At 41.4% G+C, this 12,419-nt stretch carries 10 protein-coding genes; 8 read left to right on the top strand and 2 right to left on the bottom strand.

The genetic code is table 11. The features are described 5' to 3' along the window. The first annotated feature begins 64 nt into the window (after window positions 1-64). The 3 genes from N7E81_RS08115 to N7E81_RS08105 all read left to right on the top strand — a co-directional run bounded on the left by N7E81_RS08115 (window position 65) and on the right by N7E81_RS08105 (window position 2,640). Window positions 65-841: a crotonase/enoyl-CoA hydratase family protein gene (locus N7E81_RS08115; protein ID WP_263052792.1), complete on the top strand. Its 777-nt coding sequence runs from the start codon at window positions 65-67 to the stop codon at window positions 839-841. A 215-nt stretch (window positions 842-1,056) separates the two neighbouring features. Then, window positions 1,057-2,178 (top strand): magnesium/cobalt transporter CorA, encoded by a 1,122-nt coding sequence (gene corA, locus N7E81_RS08110; protein WP_263052791.1) that lies wholly within the window; start codon window positions 1,057-1,059, stop codon window positions 2,176-2,178. A 12-nt stretch (window positions 2,179-2,190) separates the two neighbouring features. Further along, window positions 2,191-2,640 carry a DUF2062 domain-containing protein gene (locus tag N7E81_RS08105; protein WP_263052790.1) on the top strand — a complete coding sequence of 150 codons (450 nt, stop codon included), beginning with the start codon at window positions 2,191-2,193 and terminating at the stop codon, window positions 2,638-2,640. A 72-nt stretch (window positions 2,641-2,712) separates the two neighbouring features. On the opposite strand, the gene galE is transcribed toward N7E81_RS08105, so the two are convergent. Next, window positions 2,713-3,732, bottom strand: coding sequence for a UDP-glucose 4-epimerase GalE (gene galE, locus N7E81_RS08100; RefSeq protein ID WP_263052789.1), 1,020 nt, complete (start codon window positions 3,730-3,732; stop codon window positions 2,713-2,715). Window positions 3,733-4,016: 284 nt separating this feature from the next. Here galE and N7E81_RS08095 point away from each other — a divergent pair, with 284 nt between their 5' ends. The 5 genes from N7E81_RS08095 to N7E81_RS08075 all read left to right on the top strand — a co-directional run bounded on the left by N7E81_RS08095 (window position 4,017) and on the right by N7E81_RS08075 (window position 9,922). Further along, entirely contained in the window at window positions 4,017-5,006 is a 990-nt protein-coding gene (locus N7E81_RS08095; protein WP_263052788.1) for a hypothetical protein, read from the top strand. A 537-nt stretch (window positions 5,007-5,543) separates the two neighbouring features. Beyond that, a complete protein-coding gene (locus N7E81_RS08090; RefSeq protein WP_263052787.1) occupies window positions 5,544-6,581 on the top strand; it encodes a virulence RhuM family protein in 1,038 nt (345 codons plus the stop codon). A gap of 523 nt (window positions 6,582-7,104) precedes the next feature. Next, window positions 7,105-8,058, top strand: a complete 954-nt coding sequence (locus tag N7E81_RS08085; protein ID WP_263052786.1) for a phosphatidate phosphatase App1 family protein — start codon at window positions 7,105-7,107, stop codon at window positions 8,056-8,058. Continuing rightward, window positions 8,055-8,960: a diacylglycerol/lipid kinase family protein gene (locus N7E81_RS08080; RefSeq protein ID WP_263052785.1), complete on the top strand. Its 906-nt coding sequence runs from the start codon at window positions 8,055-8,057 to the stop codon at window positions 8,958-8,960. The genes N7E81_RS08085 and N7E81_RS08080 overlap by 4 nt, the downstream gene beginning before the upstream one ends. A gap of 209 nt (window positions 8,961-9,169) precedes the next feature. Beyond that, window positions 9,170-9,922, top strand: a complete 753-nt coding sequence (locus tag N7E81_RS08075) for a hypothetical protein (RefSeq protein WP_263052784.1) — start codon at window positions 9,170-9,172, stop codon at window positions 9,920-9,922. Window positions 9,923-9,980: 58 nt separating this feature from the next. Here the strand turns inward: N7E81_RS08075 and N7E81_RS08070 are convergent, their stop codons facing one another. After that, on the bottom strand, window positions 9,981-12,230 hold the full coding sequence (locus N7E81_RS08070) for a hypothetical protein (protein ID WP_263052783.1): 2,250 nt from the start codon (window positions 12,228-12,230) through the stop codon (window positions 9,981-9,983). Window positions 12,231-12,419 lie beyond the last annotated feature (189 nt).

Here is a 12,419-nt window from a genome sequence, read left to right as displayed (position 1 = left end):
TACAAAAGTTTACGAAGAGGATTATTGATTTTATTGGGTACTCCTTTTAAAGTAATTTTAACTTATGAGTCATTCCTTCGTCACCACCAAGATCAAAAAACATGTGCTGCATATCGTGCTAAACCGTGCAGAAAAAATGAACGCCTTTACCTACGCCATGCTACAGGAGCTATCCGATGCGTATACGCAGATGGAAAATGACTCTGACATTAGGTGTGGATTGCTGTATGCTCATGGAGATCATTTCACCACTGGTTTGGATCTGGCGGATGTGTCCAAACATATCCAAAAAGGTGCGACACTTTTTGCCGAAGGCAACATTGATCCCTTACAAGTTTTTGATAAAAATAGAACCAAACCCGTGGTGATCGCGGTACACGGCCATTGCCTCACGATAGGCATCGAAATGATCCTAGCCAGCGATATCTGTGTGGCAGGAGAAAACACCAAACTAGGACAGATAGAAGTAAAGCGAGGCATTTTGGCTTTTGGTGGTGCTACGCTGCGATTTCACCAGCGCTGCGGCTGGGGAAATGCCATGAAATACCTACTCACTGGCGATACTTTTGATGCACAAGAAGCATTACGGATCGGGCTTGTGCAACAGGTAGCCGCAGACCCGATTGTAGCAGCTACAGCGCTTGCCGAGCGCATCGCACAGCAAGCACCTCTGGCGGTACAGGCTACTTTGGCCAGTGCCAAAACAGCCCTGCTCGACGGGCAAGAGGCAGCTGAAAAGCAGCTCATGCCCACTCTTCATCACCTCATGCAGACCAGCGATGCCCAGGAAGGCTTGATGTCATTTCTGGAAAGAAGAACCGCAAAATTTGAAGGAAAATAGTCTCCGAGCAACCTCCGTTTTTGCGAGCCTATATTTTTTAGCCTTCGTGTCTGGCAGAGATCCATTCATATCCTAAAGTAGGATTGGCGTACTATTATTATTCCTCCACTTTCTTCCTTAGCTTTAAATTAGAATTAAAAATAGAGACGTATAATGTATACCCATAGAAGTGACTTACGTACTTATGATCGTCTTACCCTAGTCAACAAATTGAAATGAAACCAATAGATATTACACGACCAGACAAACTTTTGCTCCAAGGTATAAAAACCCTCAGTACCCTGGGTCAAAGCTTATATTCTAATAAAAAATCGGAGGCCAAGGCCAAGGCTGAGTTGACTTTCATTGGACAAAAGAAAATGGATGAGGTTCAAAGCCAACTCTATGAGTTCGATGCCGATTCCCTCGACATCAAAGAGGATTTGACCTCCTTTCAGTTTTTGAAAGAACCTGTGAAAAGTAAAGTATATTGGCTCAACTTCCATGGAATTCATGACGTACCCATGGTACAAAAAGTAGGGAAATCAGCCCGCTTAGATAGACTCACCATTAGACAGATTCTAGACACCACGCAGCGACCCAAAGTGGAGGACTATGAGGATCACCTGTTTTTTAGTGTAAAATCCATCGCCAAGAAAGAAGAACTCGAAGTTGAGCAGCTGTCCTTTGTACTAGGCTCTTCCTTCGCTATTTCGTTTCAGGAAGAAATCGGCGATCACTTCGACGGCATTCGCAACAAGCTCGTAGAAGGGCTAGGGTTTATTCGCAAGCGGGGCAGTGACTACCTCCTATCTCAGCTCCTAGATGGCATCCTCGACAACTATTTTGAAACCATAGACCAGACCAATGCAGAAATAGCGCTGATCGAAAAAGTAGTCATCTCCGACCCTGACAAGTCCACACTGATCGTGCTAGAAAAGCATAAGCAAAACGCACAGGTGATCAAAAAAGCCCTAGGGCCATTTAAAGAAGCCTTGAACAACCTCATGAATGGTGATACAAAATTGATCAAACCGACCAACCTCAAGTACTTCAAAGACTTGAATAATTCCGCGGCAGCGGCCATGGAAGAAATAGAAGCGACCCTACGCACCCTCGAAGGACTCACCAACATCTGTTTTGCCTCGCAAAGTCAGAAAATGAACGAGACCATGAAAGTGCTCACCACGGTAGCTACTATCTTCATTCCACTCACTTTTATCGCGGGTATCTATGGTATGAATTTCGACAATATGCCAGAGCTACATCACCCCTATGGGTACTATTATACTTGGGGAGTCATGGGAGCCATATTTGTCGCCATGCTCATCTATTTCAGAGTCAAAAAGTGGATCTAGCCACAACAAAAATTGAAAAACTATAAGGATCAGTTCGTATTTAAAATCAAAAGGCACTTCCTCGAAGTGCTCAAGACTAAAACCTCGGATCACTCTGTGGCGATGGGATTTGCCATAGGGAGCTTTGTTGCGATACTACCCACACCGGGCATTAGTTTCCTAATCGGTCTGGCCATCGTAGCTCTTTTCAAGACCATCAATAAGTACGCTTTGTTCTTTGCCATGCTCGTCTGGAACATCTGGACACTGGCTCCCATCTACTGGGCGAGCTATGAAATAGGTGAAGCCATTTTCGGCAAAGCTGACGTGATCAAATTTGAAGTAGACGAATGGGATCAGGTTTTCGACTATACCCTGCGTTTTCTAGTAGGCAACTTATTTCTAGCTCTTCCGATCTCCACAATCAGTTATTTTGGGGTGAGATGGATGGTACGCAAATGGCGAGTGAAACGGCATAGATAAGAAGCTGTAGACAAAAAAAGACGCCCCAAAACGGGGGCGCCTTTACCCAAAAACTATCTTAGTGTGTTTGTGCTATTCTGCACTTAATTTTTTCTGCCAAGCCCATGCCGTACGCATCATTTCATCGATGCCTAGTGCAGCCGACCAGCCCAATTCGTCATTGGCATAAGTGGTATCGGCGTAGATTTTTTCTATATCTCCTGCTCTTCGTGGAGCAATTTCATAATTCACCTTAATGTCATTTACCTTCTCAAACGCCTGTATGATTTCTAGCACAGAATACCCATTGCCCGAACCGAGGTTAAACACTTCGTAGTTCGATTTCTGCTTTTCTGCTAGCATGCGCTGCAAGGCAATCACGTGTGCTTTGGCTAAGTCTACCACGTGGATATAGTCGCGCACAGCCGTGCCATCAGGCGTACTGTAGTCGTCTCCAAATACGCTCAGTTTTTCACGAATTCCTGCCACAGTTTCTAGCAAATAAGGAATCAGGTTGTTGGGCACACCGCTAGGTCTCTCTCCGATCAGCGCCGATTCGTGCGCGCCTACTGGATTGAAATACCGAAGCGCTATGGCCTGAAACGACGCATTCACTTTTGTGTAATCCCTTAAAATATCCTCACAGATTTTTTTGGTGTTGCCATATGGGGATTCGGCAGGCTTAGTCGGAGTTTGCTCTGTCACAGGGAGCTGGTCGGGCTGTCCGTACACCGTACAAGACGATGAAAATACGAATGATTTCACCTCATGCATTTCCATGGCTTTGATCAAATGCAGCATAGCCCCCACATTGTTGTGGTAATACAAATGCGGGTTTTGTACTGACTCACCCACAGACTTGCTTGCCGCAAAATGGATCACTGCATCTATGGAATGGTTCTTAAACAAATTCATCACAGCAGACTCGTTTCTCAAATCCAGCTCCACAAAATCAGGCATCGTACCACTGATGTCCGCGATTTTGGTCAACACCTCTTTTCGTGAGTTAGACAAGTTGTCCACGATCAAAACATCAAATCCGTTTTGTTGTAATTCTACAACCGTATGCGACCCAATATATCCTGTACCTCCTGTGACTAAAATTTTACCCATGATTGATCCCTTTTCATTCTGTGAAACCCAAAGGTAAAATACATAAACGTAATATTTACGTTTTAAAGAGACTTTGTTACAGATAAAGCACTCATACCTTCTTTTTCATGCCAAATAGTTAGCAGACTTGCGATCCTCTGCACATTGGGTTATACTTGTCTAAGGCCAAGCCTAACCGCAGCCCTTCTATGAAAAAAGAACATCTTAAAAAACTAAAACATAATGGATATATCAACCACTAGTGGTTGATATCCGGATGTTCTATGCAATAAGAATTAAAAATCATGTCAAATAAAGAATATTTAGAAAATCTATTTGAAAGACTTGAAAATGAAAACTTGAGACCTGGACTTGAACTTCCAGAGGGTGTCTCATACAAGTCGGATTTAACTATTGCGTATGAAGCAAGAATTGAAAGTCAACAACTAGACAACCCTGAATTTATACCATTACTAACTGACCGTCTCAGCAAAGAGAAAGTAACTAAAGAAAAAATTAATATAATTCATGTTTTAGTTAGTCTTGCTGATAAAGTTCAAGATCATTCAATTGCCGATTTTATAATCAACTTTGTTAAAAATGAAAAAGTACGTTGGGTCAAAGATGTTGCTCTTGGTGATTTAGTTCGTTCCAACATACAAGTGGATAAAGAAAAAGAGTATTTGTTTGAACTTGTAAAAAATAAAGATTGGCAAATCAAACTGAGTTCACTGGGACTCCTAAAAAAACTTGATGATTCATATTCGCCCAGAATCGAGAATATATGCATTGAACTAATCGAATTAAACAAAAAGAAACCTCACGAACTAAATTCAATATGCGGAGTACTGAGCAAACATGGCTCTAATAAATCTCTTGAAAGAATTAAGGAAGTAGCAAGAACAAATAGCAAAGCATTTACAGTTAACACAGCCATAGGAGCCATTGCTTCAATTAATGGCACTAATGAGTTGGAGTTTTTTAGAGAAATCTCTGAAACCAACAGAAACAATGACGTAAAATCCATGTCAACACAAGCATTATGTAAATATGGTGATGAAACCGTAATTGATATATTGATCAAAAGAGCTAAGAACATCTTGTCAAAAACTCGTAAGTCTAAAATTCATTATGTTGGTGGTTCTCAACCTGAGTTAGTTCATATTCTCAAATTCTTGACACAATATACCGATTCAAGGGTTGATAAACTCATTGATTTCATCATTTCCAAAAAGCTTGATTTAATGGATGAAACTGAATCTAAGTGGTTTCATGAGAACATAAAAAAAGCATAGAACATCACCTATGACACCATGTCGTGTCAGTGGGGCACGATAGGTTTGTGGTTACTTGATAGCCCGCGAATTCTCCGAATTCGCCTAGTGTAAAAAAGAAATTACTATGCGAATTCAAAGAATTCGCTACTTAGATAAACGAAACGAAATACGAACTTAAACACGCCACGGTGCATAGCCAGAGCGTTCCTTACATACATCATTTGAACGACCTATGTAAAATATCAGAAGGAAAGGAAAAGCCTTCTCATACAACAGCTAATTCGATTCGGCACATCTTAGAAAGTATTTCGAAGTTTGAGAACCTCCAGTTGACTAAGGATGTCGTAAAAGGTTATGTAAAAGAGCACTTTAATACCAATACAAAAATTTACAACTTGATTAATGATTTGTCACATGGCACTTGGAGAGGAGAGCAAGAAAGTATTTCTGAATCAGACTTCATTGAATTATGCAAAGCGGTTGTCAAGCACATTGAATACAAATTCAAGAACCAAGTAGAATATTGTAAAACAAAGCTTCCTTAAAAAATCGTATATGGAACTCACTCCAAATCAATCCTCATTCATCCTTTACACCTCCCAAAACGGAGATGTGAAGGTAGATGTGTTACTACAAGACGAAACCGTCTGGCTCACCCAAAAAGCCATGCAAGAACTTTTTGGGAAAGCAAAAGCCACCATTAGTGAGCACATTAGTAATGTATTTAAGGAAGGGGAATTAGACGAATCTATGGTTGTTCGGAAATTCCGAACAACCAGTCAGCATGGTGCTATTGAAGGGAAAACACAAGAAAACGAAGTTAACTTCTATAATCTTGATGTCATTATTTCTGTTGGGTATCGTGTAAAGTCACAACAGGGTACACAGTTCCGTATTTGGGCAACCAAAACCCTTCGGGAGTACATCATCAAAGGTTTTGCGATGGATGATGAACGCCTCAAGCAAGGAAATGCTATTTTCGGAAAAGACTATTTTGATGAATTACTGGAACGTATCCGTGAGATACGTGCTAGCGAAAGACGCTTTTACCAAAAAATCACTGACATCTACGCTCAATGCAGCATCGATTACGACCCTAAAGCAGAAGTCACCCAAACATTCTATAAGACTGTTCAAAATAAATTGCATTGGGCAATTACAGGTCATACAGCAGCGGAAATCATCAAACAACGAGCTGATGCAGACAAACTCAACATGGGTTTAACCACTTGGAAAAACGCTCCTTCAGGAAAAGTATTGAAAACGGATATATCAGTAGCAAAAAACTATCTCAGCGAAAAGGAATTAAAAGACCTGAACCGAATTGTTACCATGTATCTGGACTTTGCCGAACTACAAGCAGAACGTCAAAACCCAATGAAAATGAATGACTGGATAGGAAAACTAGACGGGTTCCTCCAATTCAATGATTACCAAGTATTGAAAGATGCAGGTAAAGTAAAGACTACCATCGCCAAGCAACTAGCGGAACAAGAATATCAAAAGTTTAGAATAGAGCAGGATAAATCATTTGAGTCAGACTTTGACAAAGAAGTAAAACGAATAACCAAGAAAGGGAAGAGCAATGAATAAACAGCCCTCCTTTCTCAGCCATACACATTATTGCCAAGTCGCACAAGGCAATCACACAAGCCAAAACTTGTCAATTGGAGCGAAGCGGAAATCGCGATTTCCTTTTGAAACAAACACAATATGAGCAAAGAGTATGGCTGCCCAACGCACGGAGGTAAACCGAAACACTCTGCCACCAAAGGAAAAATACACGGCATACAACATGGGCTAAGAAAACATAGGGGTTTGGTGGTTTTCGATAGTTCAGAGCCTTTGGATAGTCCGCCAATCCAAAATTTTGATAATGATTAAGTAAATTGAATTATAAAAATATTTGGCTTGGCTAATGAGTAAACCGAAAGGGCGGCATTTCAAACTCCCCTACGTTTCTTAGCCAGGCGATTAATTATAGACAGGAAAGCTAAAGGTTGTATGCCAGTGTGACCCGTCCTAAAATAAGGCTACACATCACGTAGCAAAATGTATAAGAATGACGGAATTAATCGCAAATGGATAAAAAGCACACTAAATTTTCAAATAAAAATTGGGCTTAAAAAAAAGAGATCATACACCTGTCGTTTGGCAAGTTTCATCTATCCATTTAAACAACAGGACATTCATAAGTGGTGTGCTGCTAAACAAAGCTCCTTTTTCCTTTTCTAAAAAAACTGGAAAACTGCAGCACGCCTGGAAGGTGGTACTGTCCTATTTCACAAAGGTATATGCCAACAAAAAAATTTGGATCACTACAAACCTATCCACCCAAACCACCTTCACCGATAGCTTTGGCAGCTTTTTTATTTTCACTACACATCAAGCCCAAGGCACCATAGACATAAGAACCACTGCACAGGGTCGCCCCTTAACCATCATGCAAAATTACCCTGTCGAATTTCTCAATACAGACAGTCCATTTGACATCATCTCAGATATCGATGATACAATTATCGTATCTCATACAGCTAGTTTTCTGCAAAGAATCCGTACGATCCTATTCAAATTGCCGTTTGAAAGAAAGACCGTAAAATATGCGGCACAATTGTTTGAGGAATCCGAAAAACTCCATGCACGCCTATACTACGTCTCGAAAAGTGAAAGCAATTTATTTGAATTGATCGCCTCCATTATTCACGCAAATCAATTGCCAAAAGGGGTCATGATCCTTACTCCATACCTGAGTATCAGGCAGCTGATGACCAGCAAAAAGGGATTCGATTTCAAGGCTAACAACATTAAATTTATCCTTGAAAATACAGGAAACAAAAAATACATCTTGCTCGGTGATGACACACAAAAGGACATGGAAGTGTATGCGAAAATCATAAAAGACCATCCCGAAAGGATTCTGAAAGTGTATATCAGAAAGACGAAATCAAAATCTTCGATCATGCAAAACACCTTGTGGCAAAAACTCAAATCAACAGGCGTTCCTACTTTGTATTTTGATCATGACGCTGAAATTGATATAAATAGTGAATTGATAAAACTCGACGTATGAAAATTCTATTTGTAGTTAATCCTATCTCAGGAGGTATCGATAAAGAACCCTTTTTGGTAGACGCCAAACTGCTTTGCGAAAAGTATGGTATTGATTTTCAGGTTTTTAAAACTACAGGAAAGCAAGACCAGAAGCACTTAACAGATGCTGTTTCAAAATACAAGCCTGACAGAGTCGCTTCTGTGGGAGGAGATGGCACTACACTTTTTACTGCCGTAGTTTTAAAAAAGACGAAAATCCCGATGGGTATCATCCCCTTGGGGTCGGCCAATGGCATGGCTGCCGAGCTCATGGTAAACCTCAAACCATTAGAAGCACTGAGGGATCTTTTGCTTTCCAATGTAATCGGCCACCTTGATATGCTAAAAGTGAATGACGCACATTATTCCATTCATATTGGAGATGTAGGCATCAATGCGCAAATCGTCCAGTCCTACGAAAACGATGAAAACCGTGGCCTAGTAACTTACGCCAAATACTTCTTAGAAAAAGTAAACAGCACGACCCCCTTCGATATCGTGATTGAAGCCAATGGAGAAACGATCAAAGAACATGGTGTGATGGCTGGAATTTGTAATTGCAGAAAGTACGGAACGGGAATTCCTTTAAACATAGAAGGAAACCCCATGGATGGGAAGTTTGAAATTGTAGTTGTGAAAAAAATAGACGCAAACCTCTTGCTAAAAGCAGGGTTGTCAAAATTTAATGATCGCTTTCATGACAGCCAAAATGGAAGACTAATAAGCACAGACAAGGCAATCATTCATTTCGACAAAAAAAGGCTGCTCCAACTAGACGGAGAAACCATAGGCGAATTCGAACAACTCAAAGTGGAAATAATAAAAGGCGCCATACAGCTCATTAGCCATCACGACAATACCTACATGAAACACACCCACTGATCCCGTATCCTAACGCTGGCTAATGGTCTTGTTCTTCTCGAAAGACAACCACCAGACAAAGCCTAAGCAAATATCCTATTACAATAAATGTGATTTTATAATAATCCATTTATCATTTGTCCAATAGCTAAGTTTTTTGAGTGGATATTTGCGCCCCCATAATTATATGCTCATTCAAGAGAAGTGGGTTTCATTGAAATAGAATCATCATGCAAGAGGAAAAAAACATTGAACGCATCAACCAAGTCATCTCAGACTATTTTGAACACAGCAAAAAAGATACTGTAGCAGTGAGAGAATTGATGCCAGACTTTATCAAGGCTGGTATTTTCACTAAAGATCATAAAAAAGGATTGCCTATCCGAAAGATCCTTCGAGCATTAGATGAGCAAAACGCGTTGAGCAAGATTCCCTTTGTGCATGCAGAAAGACAGGAGAAACACACCTTTTGGTACTTTGTAAGAACAGGAGCCACGTATGTCTCGGATACCCCAAATGATACAGGGGTCTCTAAAAAGCAGAAATTAAAAGCTTCGAGAGCCAGTAGTGACGAACATTATGTAATCAACCTATGCGATGAAATCCTTGAGGCTCAGGCTTCTCGACAGCACAAGTTTGGGTTCTTATTGGGAGATTATCATAAAAACGGCAAAACCAGAACACCTCTACCTGTGGATGCCTACTACAAAGAACAAAATCTGGTTATTGAGTTTAAGGAGCGGCAGCACAGCGAAGCCATTGATACTTTTGATAAACCAGACAAAATCACCGTAAGTGGCGTGACCCGATCTGAACAACGCAAAATTTATAGTGAGCGTAGAAAAAAAGGGCTAAAAGCAAATGATATTCAATGGCTAGAAATTGACTACTCGGACTTTGAGTGCGACAGTCAGAAAAAACTCATCAGAGACAAGAAAAAGGATCTTGAAGTACTGAACAAGTTGCTCAAAAACTACAAATAAAGAGACTTCGCTAAAAAGTGATCGTCTCCAAAAACTGCAGCGGTAAGCTCATTTAAAATCAATACGTATCAGGTGAATCCGAAGAAACGACCGACAGCTCTATGGTGAAAGTACCAGAAGGAATCTCTACCTGCATCCAGTTTGTACCAGAGGCCAATGCCCTTGCCGATTTTCCATTGAGCAATACCGCTGAAATGCCGGAAGAATAGAACGTCACAGTGGTTCCTTCCGACGCAACCATACCGCTATTTTCAGTCGTATCCATATATAGAGCAACGGACTCTTGCGCTTCAAAACCACTACGGATAGTCTGGCCATCGTCAAAGGAAGTTCCTTTCACAAAGTATGAAATGAATAGTCCTGAGGCCTTTCTGTACCAAATATTTTGACCTTGAAAAGCTTCTGTGTCATATCCTCCCACAGCCGTGCCATCAGATGTAAGGGCTACATCCACTACCTGTCCTTGGGTGATTTCACTTCCCGAATAAACACCAGATGCAATCCTAGCCATACTTCCCGTGTCATGAGTATTATCCCCTGGAAAGAGAACCGTAAGGATATCAGCCTTATGGTTTACTGTGTTGTAATTTACATACAAATAATCCGCTGCATAAGCATATCCCGATCTGGCCTGATTGGCAGTCCTTTTGATCTCTACAGAAGCTGGAGCGGTACCTAAAAGGGTAGTTAGCGTTGCTTCATTATTGGTATACAAGCGAGGACCTACAGCCCCGCTCTCCATTTTTATTTCAGAGAAGTATTCGGCTTCATTCTTTATGATATTCAGAGTGCCCGCATTGGGGTGCCACATCACATTGACCTGATCTTCGGCATTGTCTGCAGTGACATGATCCATCACGAGATAATAGCCATTGACACCATTTGATGGTTGTACAAAAACGACATCTCTCAGGTGCACTCCTTTGACAGATTTTGAATTAGCGCCCCTAAAATATTCAACCGCTTGCCCCACTATGCCTTCTACTATTCCGTCACCCACTTTCGTGGAATGTCTCTTCCCTCCGATCATCAAGGTGCTAGCCGACTCCGAATCCGAATGCATGAAATCGAAAGTGGCTGTGACTCCTTCTACAGTTGCAGCTCTATTTGGCCCGTCGTATCCTGCATTTCGCAACAAGATCTCCCCATACCCAGCCATAGCTATGGCATTGGTTTCATAGTGGGTATGATACTCCGTATTTCCTGTTAAATTCAGCATGCTTAAATAAAGCGCATCAGTGGACTGTTCGTTGGTAATTAAAGCCGCATAATTTTCAAACAATCTACTCGGAGCCAGCTCTGCATCAGCGGTGTCGAATGTTATCGGTTTGTTATTTGCGGCCGTTCCAGCCATGATTAAATAATTAGACAGATAGCCTACTAATATTCCATTAGACACTCCTGCCCCTTCTCTCAATACCCACATGGCGTATTTGTATGCCTCAGGAGAAAACCGAGCAGCCGACACAATGGTGGGAGACAAAATGGTATTTTCACTAACATCCCATGGTTTCTGTGCTTCAGTGTCGCGTGAATCGCCATATAATAAAATCCGCCCAAAAGGAGAGACGGCATAGCCAAACATAAATTCATGAAGCCCTATCATTCCAGGGTTGGTATAGTATTCATTGTAGCCCATGTATTCCATGATATCGGGCGTGGTGTTTTTAGCAGCACGCTCAACGGAGTTCCAGCGCTGCACACAGTAGCCGTTGCCAGCAGGCGAAACACCATCGTCAGCCATATAGTGCTCCGACAATCCTATATCAAATTCTTCTTTTGCTTTCTGAAAGTTGGCTTCGTCGCCTCGATATTTGTACCAAAGCATTCTCATGGCCCATCCATGTGGGTCCCACTTGCCAATCACTAATTTCATGATTTTACTTTCAAGCCAGCCTTCATATGTCGAAAGTACTTCAGGGTCTAGATCATAGCGGATTACATCCAGTGCCAAGAGCGCATGAAACAACTCGTGAGAAGGAACCGAAGAGGTAGCAGCTCCTGTTCCGATGGTCATAGTCTGTATTCTGGTGACGAATTTATGCTGAATATTAGCGATATAATCTGCTTTATTACCTGGATCAAGTATATAAGCCAGGGCATTTCCTCCCATCACATCACGGGTCTCTCCATCCTCAATGGCTATACTTAACGCGCTGGTCTTCATAGCAGCAAACATCGGCGAACTGACGGCCAACTGCCGCCAATAAGCGTAGTCATTGGTGTCAATAATATTGCCCCCGATACTGTACTGAATAGATGATAACATCACCAAAAAGGCGACAACTGTTTTGCTTATAGCTTTCATAAATGTGATTAATTGCTAGACGCTGTGCTCCCTCGCCCAAATCATAATCCAGCAAATTACTCGATTTTAACTTTTTATAAATACTATGAAAACAGAAATATCCTTTTTCGGGCTCACTTGTAGTGAGTCCAAAATCTACTCCTCGCCTATATGCAACTTATCTAACTCAAAACGTCTTGTACTGAAATA

Source organism: Reichenbachiella carrageenanivorans (genome assembly GCF_025639805.1).
Taxonomy (GTDB): Bacteria; Bacteroidota; Bacteroidia; order Cytophagales; family Cyclobacteriaceae; genus Reichenbachiella; species Reichenbachiella carrageenanivorans.
The sequence above is the reverse complement of the archived record's forward strand: the minus strand, read 5'-3'. Positions and strand labels throughout refer to the sequence as shown.